Annotated in this window: 16 protein-coding genes and 1 pseudogene; 5 read left to right on the top strand and 12 right to left on the bottom strand. The window is 57.1% G+C overall.

Annotated features, from left to right (window positions below):
- The first annotated feature begins 3 nt into the window (after positions 1 to 3).
- The 4 genes and pseudogenes from pflB to DBY73_RS09105 all read left to right on the top strand — a co-directional run bounded on the left by pflB (position 4) and on the right by DBY73_RS09105 (position 5,778).
- Positions 4 to 2,298 (top strand): formate C-acetyltransferase, encoded by a 2,295-nt coding sequence (pflB, locus tag DBY73_RS09120; protein ID WP_112010850.1) that lies wholly within the window; start codon positions 4 to 6, stop codon positions 2,296 to 2,298.
- 152 nt (positions 2,299 to 2,450) lie between these two features.
- Positions 2,451 to 2,861 carry a hypothetical protein gene (locus DBY73_RS09115; RefSeq protein WP_112010849.1) on the top strand — a complete coding sequence of 137 codons (411 nt, stop codon included), beginning with the start codon at positions 2,451 to 2,453 and terminating at the stop codon, positions 2,859 to 2,861.
- A gap of 260 nt (positions 2,862 to 3,121) precedes the next feature.
- Positions 3,122 to 4,455: pseudogene (locus tag DBY73_RS09110) on the top strand (hypothetical protein).
- Positions 4,456 to 4,476: 21 nt separating this feature from the next.
- A complete protein-coding gene (locus tag DBY73_RS09105; protein WP_112010848.1) occupies positions 4,477 to 5,778 on the top strand; it encodes a serine dehydratase subunit alpha family protein in 1,302 nt (433 codons plus the stop codon).
- A 100-nt stretch (positions 5,779 to 5,878) separates the two neighbouring features.
- Here DBY73_RS09105 and DBY73_RS09100 read toward each other — a convergent pair whose 3' ends face one another.
- Positions 5,879 to 6,580 (bottom strand): pirin family protein, encoded by a 702-nt coding sequence (locus tag DBY73_RS09100; RefSeq protein WP_112010847.1) that lies wholly within the window; start codon positions 6,578 to 6,580, stop codon positions 5,879 to 5,881.
- A 104-nt stretch (positions 6,581 to 6,684) separates the two neighbouring features.
- On the opposite strand from DBY73_RS09100, the gene yhaJ reads away from it, so the two are divergent.
- A complete protein-coding gene (gene yhaJ, locus DBY73_RS09095; RefSeq protein WP_112010846.1) occupies positions 6,685 to 7,587 on the top strand; it encodes a DNA-binding transcriptional regulator YhaJ in 903 nt (300 codons plus the stop codon).
- Positions 7,588 to 7,627: 40 nt separating this feature from the next.
- Here yhaJ and DBY73_RS09090 read toward each other — a convergent pair whose 3' ends face one another.
- From DBY73_RS09090 to DBY73_RS09040, 11 genes are all read right to left on the bottom strand, one after another.
- Positions 7,628 to 7,993, bottom strand: a complete 366-nt coding sequence (locus DBY73_RS09090; protein WP_112010845.1) for a DUF805 domain-containing protein — start codon at positions 7,991 to 7,993, stop codon at positions 7,628 to 7,630.
- 226 nt (positions 7,994 to 8,219) lie between these two features.
- The gene (locus DBY73_RS09085; RefSeq protein ID WP_112010844.1) at positions 8,220 to 9,206 is read right to left on the bottom strand and encodes a glutathione S-transferase family protein; all 987 of its coding nucleotides are present in this window, start codon (positions 9,204 to 9,206) and stop codon (positions 8,220 to 8,222) included.
- 72 nt (positions 9,207 to 9,278) lie between these two features.
- Positions 9,279 to 9,671, bottom strand: coding sequence for a DoxX family protein (locus DBY73_RS09080; protein WP_181573221.1), 393 nt, complete (start codon positions 9,669 to 9,671; stop codon positions 9,279 to 9,281).
- A gap of 253 nt (positions 9,672 to 9,924) precedes the next feature.
- Positions 9,925 to 10,221 carry a YqjK-like family protein gene (locus tag DBY73_RS09075; protein ID WP_112010842.1) on the bottom strand — a complete coding sequence of 99 codons (297 nt, stop codon included), beginning with the start codon at positions 10,219 to 10,221 and terminating at the stop codon, positions 9,925 to 9,927.
- A complete protein-coding gene (locus DBY73_RS09070) occupies positions 10,218 to 10,616 on the bottom strand; it encodes a phage holin family protein (protein ID WP_112010841.1) in 399 nt (132 codons plus the stop codon). Before DBY73_RS09070 ends, DBY73_RS09075 begins: the two co-directional genes overlap by 4 nt.
- A 2-nt stretch (positions 10,617 to 10,618) precedes the next feature.
- Positions 10,619 to 10,924: a YqjD family protein gene (locus DBY73_RS09065; RefSeq protein ID WP_112010840.1), complete on the bottom strand. Its 306-nt coding sequence runs from the start codon at positions 10,922 to 10,924 to the stop codon at positions 10,619 to 10,621.
- 29 nt (positions 10,925 to 10,953) lie between these two features.
- Positions 10,954 to 11,322, bottom strand: a complete 369-nt coding sequence (locus DBY73_RS09060; protein ID WP_112010839.1) for a DUF1090 domain-containing protein — start codon at positions 11,320 to 11,322, stop codon at positions 10,954 to 10,956.
- 154 nt (positions 11,323 to 11,476) lie between these two features.
- Positions 11,477 to 11,860 (bottom strand): EnvZ/OmpR regulon moderator MzrA, encoded by a 384-nt coding sequence (gene mzrA, locus DBY73_RS09055; RefSeq protein WP_112010838.1) that lies wholly within the window; start codon positions 11,858 to 11,860, stop codon positions 11,477 to 11,479.
- A 2-nt stretch (positions 11,861 to 11,862) separates the two neighbouring features.
- A complete protein-coding gene (gene yqjA / locus DBY73_RS09050; RefSeq protein WP_112010837.1) occupies positions 11,863 to 12,525 on the bottom strand; it encodes a DedA family general envelope maintenance protein YqjA in 663 nt (220 codons plus the stop codon).
- A gap of 344 nt (positions 12,526 to 12,869) precedes the next feature.
- Positions 12,870 to 13,646 (bottom strand): transcriptional regulator ExuR, encoded by a 777-nt coding sequence (exuR, locus tag DBY73_RS09045; RefSeq protein WP_112010836.1) that lies wholly within the window; start codon positions 13,644 to 13,646, stop codon positions 12,870 to 12,872.
- 123 nt (positions 13,647 to 13,769) lie between these two features.
- Positions 13,770 to 15,068 carry an MFS transporter gene (locus DBY73_RS09040; protein WP_112010835.1) on the bottom strand — a complete coding sequence of 433 codons (1,299 nt, stop codon included), beginning with the start codon at positions 15,066 to 15,068 and terminating at the stop codon, positions 13,770 to 13,772.
- Positions 15,069 to 15,239 lie beyond the last annotated feature (171 nt).

Raw genomic sequence — 15,239 nt, 5'->3', positions numbered from 1 at the left:
CTCATGAAAGTAACGATCGATACGGGCGTCGCGCCCTACAGCGACGCATGGGCCGGGTTTCGCGGTGAAGAATGGAAAAACGCCGTTAACGTGCGCGATTTTATTCAGCATAACTACACCCCTTATGAAGGCGATGAAGCTTTCCTCGCGCAGGCGACGCCTGCAACGACGGCGCTCTGGCAGAAGGTGATGGTCGGCATTCGCCGGGAGAATGCCACCCACGCGCCGGTGGATTTTGACACCAATATCGCGACGACGATCACCGCCCACGGGCCGGGCTACATCGACCAGGATCTGGAGACGATTGTCGGCCTGCAAACGGACAAACCGCTCAAGCGCGCGCTGCATCCGTACGGTGGGATCAACATGATCCGCAGCTCGTTCGAAGCCTACGGCCGCGAGATGGACCCGCAGTTCGAATACCTGTTCACCGACCTGCGCAAAACCCACAACCAGGGCGTGTTTGACGTTTACTCGCCGGAGATGATGCGCTGCCGTAAATCCGGCGTGCTGACGGGCCTGCCGGACGGCTACGGGCGCGGGCGCATCATCGGCGATTACCGCCGCGTGGCGCTGTACGGCATCAGCTACCTGGTGCGCGAGCGCGAGCTTCAGTTCGCCGATCTTCAGGGCAGGCTGGAGCGCGGTGAGGATCTGGAAGCGACGATCCGCCTGCGCGAAGAGCTGGCGGAGCACAGGCGCGCGCTGCTGCAGATCCAGCAGATGGCGGCGAGCTATGGCTTTGATATTTCCCGCCCGGCGATGAACGCCCAGGAAGCGGTGCAGTGGCTCTATTTTGCCTACCTCGCGGCGGTGAAATCCCAGAACGGCGGGGCGATGTCGCTCGGGCGCACGGCGACGTTCCTCGACATCTACGTCGAGCGCGACATGCAGGCCGGACGCCTGAGCGAGCAGCAGGCGCAGGAGCTGATCGACCACTTCATCATGAAGATCCGCATGGTGCGCTTCCTGCGCACGCCGGAGTTCGACACGCTCTTCTCGGGCGATCCGATCTGGGCGACGGAGGTGATCGGCGGCATGGGGCTGGACGGCCGCACATTGGTCACCAAAAACAGCTTCCGCTATCTGCACACGCTGCACACCATGGGCCCCGCGCCGGAGCCGAACCTGACGATCCTCTGGTCAGAACAGCTGCCGATCGCCTTTAAGAAATACGCCGCACAGATGTCGATCGATACCTCATCCCTGCAGTATGAGAACGACGATCTGATGCGCGCGGACTTCAACAGCGATGACTACGCGATTGCCTGCTGCGTAAGCCCGATGATCGTCGGCAAGCAGATGCAGTTCTTCGGCGCGCGCGCCAACCTCGCGAAAACGCTGCTGTATGCGATCAACGGCGGCGTGGACGAGAAGCTGAAAATCCAGGTCGGGCCGAAAACCGCGCCATTGCTGGACGACGTGCTGGAGTACGACGCCGTGATGGCAAGCCTGGACCACTTCATGGACTGGCTGGCGGTGCAGTACATTAGCGCCCTGAACCTCATTCACTACATGCACGACAGGTACAGCTACGAAGCCTCGCTGATGGCGCTGCACGACCGCGACGTCTATCGCACCATGGCCTGCGGCATCGCCGGGCTGTCGGTGGCGGCGGATTCTCTGTCCGCCATTAAATACGCCACCGTGAAGCCGGTGCGCGACCATAACGGGCTGGCGGTGGATTTCGTGATTGAAGGGGACTATCCGCAGTACGGCAACAACGACGATCGCGTGGACAGCATTGCCTGCGACCTGGTTGAGCGCTTTATGAAAAAAATTCGGGCGCTGCCGACCTACCGCAACGCGGTGCCGACCCAGTCGATCCTGACGATCACCTCGAACGTGGTGTACGGCCAGAAGACCGGAAACACGCCGGACGGACGCCGCGGCGGCACGCCGTTTGCGCCGGGCGCAAACCCGATGCACGGGCGCGACAGAAAAGGGGCGGTGGCGTCGCTAACCTCCGTTGCCAAGCTGCCGTTTACCTACGCGAAGGACGGTATCTCCTACACCTTCTCGATCGTGCCGCAGGCGCTGGGCAAGGATGAGCCGGTGCGTAAAACCAACCTCGTGGGGCTGCTCGATGGATATTTCCACCACGAAGCCACGATAGAGGGCGGCCAGCACCTGAACGTTAACGTCATGAACCGGGAGATGCTGCTGGATGCCATCGAGCACCCTGAGAACTACCCGAACCTGACGATTCGCGTATCGGGCTATGCGGTGCGGTTTAACGCGCTCACCCGCGAGCAGCAGCAGGACGTAATTTCAAGAACGTTTACGCACGCGATGTGACGCCAGCCAGACCCTAAGCCCCCTCCCGCGAGGGGGCTTTTTTGTGCCCGAAGAACATACAAAATTGTTTATATAATTAATCACACATATTCATCCGCTCTTGCAAAACAATGTGCCTGCTTTTCACTACAACAAAATGTAAGGACAGTAAGATGATGAAAATGACCCGTATTGCGCTGGTGGCTGCGTCCCTGACGGTGTGCAGCTTTGCGGCCCAGGCTGCCAACGTAGATTCTGCCCCGGCTCCGGCGCAGGATCCGCTGGTGCAGCACCTGAAGCTGAGTAAAGATCAGGTGAAGAAGATTGAAAATCTCCACCAGACGCTGGAACAGAACGTCAGCAAAATCCCGATGACCGGCGTTAAGGACGGCGCGCTGATTGAGATGTTCCATGCCGGAAAATGGAATGAAAGCACGGTAAAAAGCCAGCTTTCTGCCTTCAGCAAAATTGAACAGCAGGCGCGCTACTACCGCGTGAAATACTACTTCGACGTCAGCCAGGTATTGACGCCGGACCAGCGCAAGCAGGTGAAGGCCGATATGGCGAAGGCGCTGTCTGAGTGATGTCCCACCCGCGCCTGGCGCGGGTTTTATTCCTTGATCGCCGTCACTTTTAGAAAAATTATGATTTTATCCCCTCAGTAGAAGTAAAATTTCCTCCTGGCAATCTAAATCCGCACAAATATTGTGACTTTTTTCTCCCGCGCTCTCGCTATGATCGTTTCACACCAATAACAACCGCCTGCATCCGTCTGGCTCGCTATCGCTGGCAGCCTGAACCTATAAAAATTAAATACTTACCCTACAAAATAAGCGAGTGTCTTATGGATACGGCAACAAACGGCAGTGTGGTTGTGAATGATTCCCCCGCGGCACGGCGGGCGGGAATGAGTGAAAGTGAATGGCGAGAGGCCATTAAATTCGACAGCACCGATACCGGCTGGATCATTATGAGTATCGGAATGGCCATCGGCGCGGGGATCGTTTTTCTCCCGGTACAGGTTGGCCTGATGGGGTTATGGGTCTTTTTACTCTCGTCGATAATCGGCTACCCGGCGATGTATCTTTTCCAGCGTCTGTTTATTAATACGCTGGCGGAATCACCGGAATGCAAAGATTACCCGAGCGTGATCAGCGGCTATCTGGGTAAAAACTGGGGCATTTTGTTGGGCGCGCTCTATTTCGTGATGCTGGTGATCTGGATGTTCGTCTATTCAACGGCGATCACCAACGACAGCGCCTCCTATTTGCATACCTTCGGCGTGACGGATGGATTGCTCTCCGAAAACCCGTTTTACGGCTTATTCCTGATCTGCATTCTGGTGGCGATTTCGTCGCGCGGCGAGAAGCTGTTGTTCAAAGTCTCCAGCCTGATGGTGTTGACCAAATTATTCGTTGTTGCGGCACTGGGGCTGTCAATGATTGGCCTCTGGCATTTAGCCAACGTCGGCATGCTGCCGCCGATGGGGCTGCTGATCAAGAACGCCATTATTACGCTGCCGTTTACCTTAACCTCCATTCTGTTTATTCAGACGCTAAGCCCGATGGTGATCTCCTACCGTTCGCGGGAGAAATCCGTCGAGGTGGCGCGGCATAAAGCCCTGCGCGCGATGAATATTGCCTTTGGCATTCTGTTTGTAACGGTCTTTTTCTACGCCGTCTCCTTTACCCTGGCGATGGGGCACGATGAGGCGGTCAAAGCCTACGAGCAGAATATCTCCGCGCTGGCGATTGCGGCGCAGTTTATCAGCGGCGACGGCGCGGGCTGGGTCAAAATCGTCAGCGTTATTCTCAATATTTTCGCCGTCATGACCGCCTTCTTCGGCGTGTCTATCTCGGCTTTCGCGAGGCGACGCAGGGCATTGTGATGAATATCCTGCGCCGCAAAATGCCTGCAGAGAAAATTAATGAAACCACCGTCCAGCGCGGCATCATGCTGTTTGCCATTCTGCTGGCCTGGAGCGCAATTGTTCTCAATGCGCCCGTATTAAGTTTCACCTCAATATGCAGCCCGATATTTGGGATGGTGGGCTGCTTAATTCCGGCATGGCTGGTCTATAAAGTCCCGGCGCTGCATAAATATAAGGGCGCGTCGCTGGTGATTATTATCATCACCGGGCTGCTGCTTTGTGTTTCTCCTTTCCTCGCGTTTTCCTGAGGAGTAAATAAGGTCGTAACGATGTCTGAGCAAATGAATCCTTTTTGGCAGTCGTTTATTCGTGCGGTGCGGGAAGAAGTTAAGCCCGCGCTGGGGTGTACGGAACCGGTATCGCTGGCGCTGGCCTGCGCGATGGCCGCAGAGCAGCTGACGGGAGAGGTCACGAAGATCGAGGCGTGGGTTTCGCCAAACCTGATGAAAAATGGCCTTGGCGTGACGGTGCCCGGCACCGGAATGGTCGGGCTACCGATTGCGGCGGCGCTGGGGGCGGTTGGCGGTAACGCGCAAGCCGGGCTGGAGGTATTAAAAGATGCCTCCGCCGACGCGCTGGCCCGCGCCAGGGCGCTGCTTGAGGCCGGGCAGGTGCAGGTGAAGCTGCAGGAGCCGTGCGATGAGATCCTCTACTCCCGCGCCTGCGTGCACGCCGGTGATGCGTCCGCAATGGTAACCATCGCCGGTGGCCATACGCGCGTGGTGGAGGTGGTGTTCGAGGGCGAAACGCGCTTTACGCTTGATGAGCAGCGAAATGCGGTGAACGACGATCCGCTGGCGGCGCTCGCGAACGCCACGCTGTCTCAGATCGTGGAGTTTATTGAGCAGGTTCCGCTTGAGGCGATACGCTTTATCCTGGAGGCGGGGCGGTTAAATGACGCGCTTTCCCGCGAGGGGCTCAGCGGAAGCTGGGGCCTGCACGTGGGTGCGACGCTGAATAAACAGCGCTCGCGCGGATGGGTGGCGCAGGATTTGGGTTCGGACATTGTGATCCGCACCAGCGCGGCCTCGGATGCGAGAATGGGCGGCGCAACGCTTCCGGCAATGAGCAATTCGGGATCGGGAAATCAGGGGATCGCCGCCACCATGCCGGTGGTGGTGGTGGCGGAGCACGTCCAGGCCGATGATGAACGCCTCGCGCGGGCGCTGATGCTCTCGCATCTGTCGGCGATCTATATCCACTACCAGCTTCCGCGCCTGTCGGCGCTGTGTGCGGCCACGACGGCGTCGATGGGGGCAGCGGCGGGCATGGCGTGGCTGCTGGACGGGCGCTACCGGACGATCGCCATGGCGATCGGCAGCATGATCGGCGACGTCAGCGGAATGATCTGCGACGGCGCGTCCAACAGCTGCGCGATGAAAGTCTCGACCAGCGTCGGCAGCGCCTGGAAAGCGGTGATGATGGCGCTGGACGATACGGCTGTCACGGGTAACGAAGGCATTGTGGCGCATGACGTAGAGCAATCTATCGCCAACCTGTGCGCGCTGGCGTGTCGTTCAATGCAGGCGACGGATACGCAGATTATCGAGATTATGGCGAGTAAGGTGTAGTTCGTTCCCCTCACCCCAACCCCTCTCCCCAAAGGGGCGAGGGGCTCGATCGTTCCCTCTCCCCTTTGGGGAGAGGGTTAGGGTGAGGGGTAAGGTTTAATCACACCGGCAAATCAATCAGCAGCGCGCGCAGCGGCGTGTCGGCAACCAGCGTGATATTCGCTTCATCACGAATAAACGCGCCGTCGCCGCAGGTGAGCGCTTCTTTCTCTTCCGCGTGCGTGACCGCATGCACCGTACCGTGTATCGATTGCAGATAAGCGCGCGGGCCGTGAAGCTGGAAGCTCGCCTGTTCGCCTTGCTTCAGCTCAATATGGTGTAGCCATACCTGCTGGCGCAGCTGCAGGCTGCCTTTGCTGCCGTCCGGTGACGCAATCAGCTGCTGCTTATCACCCGTGAGATCTATCTTTTGCACCAGCGGGTTTTCCCGCTCCGGGCAGGCATCCAGCCACAGCTGCATGCGGGTCAGCGTTTTATCTTTGCTGAGATTATGCTCGCTGTAGCTCATGCCGGGCTGCGTTGAAATCAGTAACGCTTCGCCCGCCTTGGCCTGGACATGATTGCCCTCGCTGTCGCGGTATTCTGCCTCGCCTTCCAGGATCAGGTTCAAAATATCGACTTTCGGATACGCGCGCGGCTGGAAGGAGGCGCCCGGCGCGAGCACTTCCTGGTTTAACACGCGCAGAGAGGCGTACCCGAGGAGTTTAGGGTCAAAGTAGTGTCCAAAAGAAAAGGTGTAGCGGGCCTGCAGCCAACCGAAATCGGCTTGTCCGCACTCTTTTGCCGTTCTTGTCGTAATCATAAACTTGACCTCTCTTTACACTAAAACAATGGTAAAGGTATGGACGCTTCATTGTTAGCCAGATATTCTGCCCGGTATGTTCAAATTTCCTGAATGAGAACGAGATGGCTAAAGAGAGAGCATTGACGCTTGAGGCGCTCCGCGTGATGGACGCCATTGACAGGCGTGGCAGCTTTGCGGCAGCGGCAGATGAACTGGGGCGCGTACCGTCTGCCCTGAGCTACACCATGCAAAAGCTGGAAGAGGAACTGGACGTAGTGCTCTTTGACCGTTCGGGTCATCGAACAAAATTCACCAATGTTGGCCGCATGCTGCTGGAGCGCGGGCGCGTGCTGCTGGAAGCGGCGGACAAGCTGACGACCGATGCCGAAGCGCTGGCGCGCGGTTGGGAAACGCATCTGACGCTGGTCACGGAAGCACTGGTGCCGACCGAGGCGCTGTTCCCGCTGGTGGATCGCCTTGCGGCTAAGGCGAACACCCAGCTGTCGATCATCACCGAAGTGCTGGCAGGCGCGTGGGAGCGCCTGGAAACGGGCAGGGCGGATATCGTTATTGCGCCGGATATGCACTTTCGCTCGTCGTCAGAAATCAACTCGCGCAAGCTCTACAGCATCATGAACGTCTACGTTGCCGCGCCGGATCACCCGATTCACCAGGAGCCGGAGCCGCTCTCTGAAGTGACCCGCGTGAAGTATCGCGGCGTGGCGGTGGCCGATACTGCGCGCGAGCGTCCGGTGTTAACGGTGCAGCTGCTGGACAAGCAGCCGCGCCTCACGGTGACCTCGCTGGAAGATAAGCGCCAGGCGCTGCTGGCGGGACTGGGCGTGGCGACGATGCCGTACCCGTTCGTCGAAAAGGATATTGCCGAAGGGCGGCTGCGCGTCGTGAGCCCGGAATACACCAGCGAAGTCGATATTATTATGGCGTGGCGGCGCGACAGCATGGGCGAGGCAAAATCGTGGTGTCTGCGCGAAATTCCGAAGCTCTTTGCGCACTACAATAAATAAGCATGTGGGCCCGGTAGGCGTAAGCGCCACCGGGCTATTTTTATGCGTTGAGCTTAGGGTCCGGACCAAAGCGGTTTTCGCCCGGCGTTCCGCTCTGACAGTTGAAGATCAGGATCACCAGCCAGCCAATAATCGGGATCAGCACCAGCAGCAGCCACCACGCGGAGCGATCGGTGTCGTGCAGGCGGCGAAACAGCACGGCCCATGACGGCAGCAGCACGAGCAGGCCATAGATCGTCGTCAGTACCCCTTCACCGCTCGCGCGCTCCCAGCCGAGGATCCTGTCGACAATACCCAGCACCATGATGAGGACGAAGTTCACCAGAACGAACATCCAATATTCTTTGCGGCGGGCGCGGCCACCGAATCCAACGTAGTTGCGCAGTACTTTTAAATACCAGTCCATTTTTCCTTGCCTCAATAGTCAGTCAATCACTTGTTTTTTAAGCGATCAAAGTAAGGATAGATGGAGATGGTGAATTAAAAAAGGGCATCTACCCGTCATACTTCACGTTGCCTGTGCGTTGGCTGTCCTCGCTCACCCCAGTCACGTACTTATGTACGCTCCTGGGGATTTGCTGCGGAGCCGCCTTCATGCAACACGAATTATTTAGGGTATATATACAGAATATTTATCCAAAACGGACGTCGCGCCCGTGCGGCTCATCCAGATCCTGCCACGGGCCGATGGAGATAATGCCCGTTGGGTTAATGGTCTTGTGGCTGCGGTAATAGTGGGTGCGGATGTGGTCAAAATCGACCGTTTCGGCAATGCCGGGCATCTGATAGATGTCGCGCAGGAAGCCGTACAGGTTCAGATAGTCGCTGATGCGGTGCTTGTCGCACTTAAAGTGGGTGACGTACACCGGATCGAACCGCACGAGCGTGGTCCACAGGCGAATATCGGCTTCCGTCAGGCGATCGCCCGTCAGGTAGCGATGCTGGCCGAGGATCTGCTCCAGGCGTTCCAGTGATTCAAACACCTTCCCCACCGCTTCGTCGTAGGCTTCCTGGCTGGTGGCAAACCCGGCCTTATAGACGCCGTTGTTCACGTTGTCGTAGATCCAGCCGTTCAGCTCGTCAATTTCATCGCGCAGTTCAACCGGGTAGTAATCCCCGGCCCGGGCACCGTGGGCGTCAAACGCGGTGTTGAACATGCGTATGATTTCAGCCGATTCGTTGCTGACGATAGTCTGGTTTTTCTTGTCCCAGAGTACCGGGACGGTCACGCGTCCGGTGTAGTGCGGATCGGCGCGAAGATAGAGCTGGTAGAGGAAATCGTGGTGATAGAGCTCGTCGCCCGTTGCGGCCGGGAAATTATCGTCAAAGGTCCAGCCGTTTTCCAGCATCAGCGGGTTGACCACCGAAACGGGGATTAACGACTCCAGCCCCTTCAGCTTGCGGACGATCAGCGTGCGGTGCGCCCACGGGCAGGCGAGGGAAACATACAGATGATAGCGGTCTTTCTCGGCCGCGAAGCCGCTTTCGCCGCTCGGACCGGCCGCGCCGTCGGCGGTTAGCCAGTTGCGGAAGGCCGAAACGGAGCGCTTAAAGCGACCACCGGTGGATTTGGTGTCATACCAGACATCCTGCCAGACGCCGTCTACGAGTTGTCCCATTTTTTTCTCCTCCGTCAGATAGCAAAAGCGAGGAGAGATCTCCTCGCTTTATGTTCAGTCAGTATAGCGTGCTTACCACTTCTTATTCAGAACGCGGTCGATGCTGAATGCGCCAGGACCGGTGATAGCCAGCAGCAGGAAGCCGCCCGCGATGGTCAGGTTTTTCATGAACATCAGGGAGTTCACGCCTTCCGCAAAGTTGCTGTGGAAGATGAACGCCGTCAGCAGGGTGAAGCCTGCGGTGAACAGCGCGGTGGTGCGGGTCAGGAAGCCGAACAGAATGGCCAGTCCGCCGCCAAACTCAAGAAGGATGGTCAACGGCAGCAGGAACCCCGGCACGCCCATCGCTTCCATGTACTGCTGGGTACCCGCATAGCCGGTGATTTTGCCCCAGCCCGCGGTGATAAACAGAATTGGCATCAGAATACGCGCTATCAGAACACCAACATCTTCTAATTTTTTCATTTTACTCTCCAGGAAACCGCTTTTACGGCTAATTATTTTTTATGTGCAAATTCGGTGATATACCGCGTATTTGCTGTCGATGGAGAGGAGTGTAAACGGGGCGGTTGGCAATTGTTAGCAAGGAAAACTGTCAATCTTTTTCAAAGAAATTGAGTAAAGAGGCGTGCGGGCTGGCGCCCTCATCCAATCCCTCTCCCACAGGGAGAGGGTGCAAAAACAAAAAACGGTAACCAGGGTTACCGTTTTGCTTTTATCACCGTAGCTGCTGCTTGCGCAGCGTTGTCTTGACCAGACGCCAGGCGCTCCAGGCGCCAAAGCCGCGGCGGGCCCAGCGGACCAGCAGATTGGGATGACGTATGGTCCAAATCGCCATCACGCTGCTGCCCACCAGCGCCCACGAGCGCAGGCTCAGGATCGTATTCCAGCCGCGATCGTAACGCTCCGTTAGCGCCAGCCAGTCACGGCGGCTGGCGGACAGATCCAGCCGCTGCTGCTGGATCTGGCTTAGCAGGTATGCTTTTCGCTTTTGACGTTCGGCTGTGCTGCTCACGGCTTGTCATCCTCCAGCAGCGCGCGGTCGTTGGCAAGCTCCTGGCGCGTATGGCGCAGGAACGTGGACTGGCGCGCTTTACGCATCGTCCACAGACCGCCAATCAGCGCGGCGACCAGCAGGACAACGGTGGTGGCAATCATCGCATTCAGCCGATACTGCGGGTCAATGGCCCAGATGATCAGCACCATCAGGCTCATCAGCCCAAATGCGGCGAAGAGCATGGTCAGCCCGAGCATTAGCAGCATCTGGAAAAGGTTCGCTTTCTCCTCTTCCAGCTCTACCACCGCCAGACGAACTCGCGTTTCGGCAATGCCGACCAGCGTGGTCAAAATACGCTGGCCGATGCCGAGGACGTTTTTAGCAGGCCCTTGTGCGTGACGAGGATCTTCCATAATTAACGACGCGTCAGCAGAACGCCCAGCACGACGCCAATCGCGGCGCCAATGCCTACGCCGGTCCACGGGTTATCACGCACGTATTCGTCTGCACGCGCCGCGGCCTCGCGGGTCTGTTTTGCCAGCGCATCGCCGGTTTCACCCAGACGATAGCGGCTCTCTTTCAGCGCGCTTTCCGCTTTGCTGCGCAGCTTGCTCAGCTCTTCTTTCGATTTATCGGTCGAGGAGTTCAGCACCTCTTCCAGCGTATCGGCCAGGGATTTCAGTTCAGCGCGCAGATTTTCTGAAGTCGTATCTTTTGACATGATTCTCTCCTGTTGAGATTTCCGTTAACTCAATAATCGCGAGCTTCCAGCGCTTTCAGGTCATCCTGCGCCTCTTTCAGCTTTCTTTCGCGCTTGGTAATTTTATCCGCATCACCTTTCTCTTTCGCTTCCTGCAGGTCTTGACGGCGCTCGGCTATCTCGTCCTTCTGTTCAGCGATTTTTTTCTGGTGGTCGGCACGCAGCTGGCTGTCCGTGCAGTTGGCTTTTACTTCGCTCAGCGCTTTTTTCAGCCCGTCGATCCGGTGCTGGTTGTGATGCTTTTCGGCATAACTGATTTCACGCTGTATATCCTGTTCCTTCTCCTGACAAAGAGAGTTCGCGAAGGATGCTGTGCTTAACGAAAAAAGGGCCAGAGCCAGAGTGATGCGGTATTTCATTATTGAAACCTTCCATTGTGTGACGGCAAACCTGGAGGTATTGCCGTTTTCCAAAGTCATGCGGAGAACATTTGAGGGGTGCTCCGCGTACTTAAGCATAGTAAGTAAACGGCATATTCACCAAAGTCAGTGAAAAGATTCGGAATCCTGGTAATTAACCAAACCGATGCGATGTGTCGCGTAAGCGTGACAGCCACGCCGCTGGCTGGCTGTCATCATCCTGCTGCGCAATGATGTACCCCTGCGGCAGCGTGCGGTCCAGCACCGCTTTTGCGGCGGCGCTTTGCGCGCTGGAGTCAAATTTTATCAGCAAAACGTCGTCCTGCGGCGTGATGCTTTTAAAGCGGATACCGTTTGCATCCAGGTGATGCCAGATGGAAAAACCGTCCGGCACGCTGGCGCCCTGGTTCACGGGACGAATCGCCAGCGTAGATTCTTGATGCTGCAGCGCAGTCCAGAGCAGAACCAGCGTGCTGAACATAATCAGCGCAGCAAGAGCCCAGGAAAAACGACGAAGCGCGCGCGGTGAGATAGCCATGGTTAGCCCTTGGCCCCGTATTTTTTCTTCCACAGCACCACCAGCGAGCCGACCAGGCCAAAGACCAGCAGCACCACCGGAAGCAGCATCAGGCATGACATCAGCTGATCTTCGTATTTCATAAACACCGGCGTTTTGCCCAGCGCGTAGCCCAGCGTGGTGAGGATCAGCACCCACAGCAGGCCGCTCATCCAGTTGAAGAACTGGAAGCGCGCGCTGCTCAGGCCGGAAAGGCCAGCAATGGTTGGCAGCAGCGTTCGCACGAAGGCAATAAAGCGGCCCATCAGCAGCGCGGAGAGCCCGTGCTTGTGGAATAAGTGGTGCGCGCGCTGGTGGTAATGTGCGGGAAGATGCGAGAGCCAGTTTTGTACAATGCGCGTGTTACCGAGCCATCGTCCCTGGATATAGCTCACCCAACAGCCCAGGCTGGCGGCAATCGTCAGCAGCAGAATAGTTTGCGGAAAGGCCATCGCCCCTTTCGCGCACAGGACGCCCACCAGCACCAGCAGGCTGTCGCCCGGTAAGAACGCGGCAGGCAGCAGTCCGTTCTCAAGGAACAGAATCATAAATAAAACGAAATAGAGCATGCCAATCATGGACGGGTTGGCCAGCGTTTCGAAATCCTGAGCCCATAAGGCATTCAGTAGTTGGGTCAAAAGTTCCATTCAGTGTTCCTGGAAATCGGTTAACGTCACGCCTGTTATCCGGGAAAAACAGTACGGCGACATTCTAGTGATTTCATTATGGTCGCTCGCGGACACATGGGTGGTGGCCAGAACTGTTCCCTGTTAATTGGCTGGTAAGCAAGCACTAACTTACTAGAAAGCAAATTGAATCCAATTGTAACAAAGCCCAACGATTCTCGTCACAGAAATTGCATGAGCAAACTGATTTTGGCGTAAGCCCCGGAAGTGAGCGAGGGATTTTACAAAGGCTGACACAATATATGTTTTGCTTACCCACCGGCGCAGGAGTGCGCAGCGATGGGCTTTGTCAGCGAAGCGGGGCGCTATTTTGCCTGACTGGTGGCCGTATCGAGGTGAACGACAGGATTATCGGCAAAAAGATAGCGGTCAGCGTTAAATTCGAAGTCGTCGCTGGTTTCGTTAAACAGCATCTGTTTGGTATTTTCCAGGTGCTGCCACATTGCCAGCTTTGCCGCGTGCGGGTCTTTGCGAATCAACGCTTTAAGAATTTGATCGTGATCGTCACACCAGTTATCCACGGTGCGTGAATCGATATGATCGTGCAGTTTTTTCCAGTACGGGTTGTGAACGCGCTGAGTCCACATTTTTTCCACGATTGCCGCAAGCGCCGTATTTTGGGTTGCCAGCGCAACCTGAACGTGGAACTGCAAATCCCACTCTGAATCGCGGAAACATTTTTCCTTACGCGCTTTCTCCTGGATTTCCATCAGCTTCATGATGTCCTGCTTGGTCACCTGGGTGGCGGCAAACTCGGCAATGTTGCTTTCAATTAGCTGGCGAGCCTGGAGCAGCTCAAACGGACCGTAGCTGGCAAATTCCAGGCTTTCGTCCGGGACGGGCGAGTGTTTGGCCTGGTTGGAGATCACGTGGATGCCGGAACCTTTGCGCACTTCGACATAGCCTTCTACTTCCAGCATGATGATCGCTTCACGCACTACGGTGCGGCTGACGCTTTTTTCATCCGCGATAAAGCGCTCGGCGGGGAGTTTGTCACCAACAAGATAGACGCCTTGCTCAATGCGATCTTTCAGCTCAGCGGCAAGTTGCTGATATAAACGGCGGGGTTCGGTGATTTCCATATGCGCTCCAGGCAGGGTACGGCGGAGTATTTGTTATACCACTTTTGCAGGCCAGTCTCCAGATTTCGCCATCAAAAAAGCCGCCCGGAGGCGGCTTCTACATACCCGGCGGTAAAAAGGTTGCTAACTCTGCGTCGCCGGCCCCCGGAGGGACTCTCTTTCCAGCTCCTCGGCGGATTTGCTCTTCAGCACCGTCCAGATCACCACGGCTCCCATCAGGTCGAAAATGGCCAGCACGGCGAACAGCGGGCTAAAGCCGATGGTATCTGCCAGGGCGCCCACCACCAGCGCGAACAGGGTGCTTGCGGTCCAGGCGGCCATGCCGGTCAGGCCGTTGGCGGTGGCCACTTCGTTACGGCCAAAGACGTCGGATGAGAGCGTAATCAGCGCGCCCGACAGGGACTGGTGCGCAAAGCCACCGACGCACAGCAGGGCGATAGCGATATAAGGGCTGGTGAACAGGCCGATCATCCCCGGGCCAATCATCAGCAGCGCGCCCATCGTCACCACCATTTTACGGGAGACGATCAGGTTCACGCCAAACCAGCGCTGGAACAGCGGAGGCAGGTAGCCGCCAACGATACAGCCGAGGTCCGCAAACAGCATCGGCATCCAGGCGAACATCGCAATCTCTTTCAGGTTAAAGCCGTACACCTTAAACATGAACAGCGGGATCCACGCGTTGAACGTCCCCCAGGCGGGCTCGGCCAGGAAACGCGGCAGGGCGATACCCCAGAACTGACGGGTGCCGAGGATCTGCAGGACGGACATTTTTTTGCCGTTGTTGGTCTGGTGCTGTGCTTCCTGGCCGCCGATGATGTACTCGCGTTCTTCTTCAGACAGCTTTTTCTGATCGCGCGGGTGTTTGTAGAAAATCAGCCAGGCCATGGCCCAGGCGAAGCTCAGCACGCCGGAGATGATGAACGCCAGCTGCCAGCTGTGCATCACGATTGCCCACACCACCAGCGGCGGAGCAATCATTGCGCCAATCGACGAGCCGACGTTGAAGTAGCCGACGGCAATGGAGCGCTCTTTCGCCGGGAACCATTCGGAACTGGCTTTCAGCCCCGCCGGGATCATCGCTGCCTCGGCCGCACCGACCGCGCCGCGCGCCAGCGCCAGGCCGCCCCAGCTGCCTGCCAGCGCGGTTGCGCCACAGAAAACAGCCCAGGTGACGGCGAAGAAGGCATAACCGATTTTGGTGCCCAACACGTCAAGCACATAGCCGGCAACCGGCTGCATGATGGTATAAGCCGCGGAGTAGGCCGCAATGATGTACGAATACTGCTGGGTCGAAATGTGCAGTTCTTCCATTAGCGTTGGCGCAGCCGCCGCAATGGTATTACGCGTCAGGTAACCCAGCACGGTGCCGAGCGTCACCAGTGCAATCATATACCAACGTAACCCTTTAATTTTACGCATGTAAAACCTCATCGTTATGTGATTTCCGCACCGGGTGCGGCAACCGCTCAACCGTCTACGGGAACGATTGTTAACGGGAGGGGCATCACCAGAAAACGTTCCGGTCCGGCCCGAACCCTGCCAAAAGTCATCGTGCTTAAATGGGTATCCATACCGTTAATTCCGGTGTAT

Source organism: Enterobacter sp. RIT418, from assembly GCF_003057745.1.
Taxonomy (GTDB): Bacteria; Pseudomonadota; Gammaproteobacteria; order Enterobacterales; family Enterobacteriaceae; genus Enterobacter.
The sequence above is the reverse complement of the archived record's forward strand: the minus strand, read 5'-3'. Positions and strand labels throughout refer to the sequence as shown.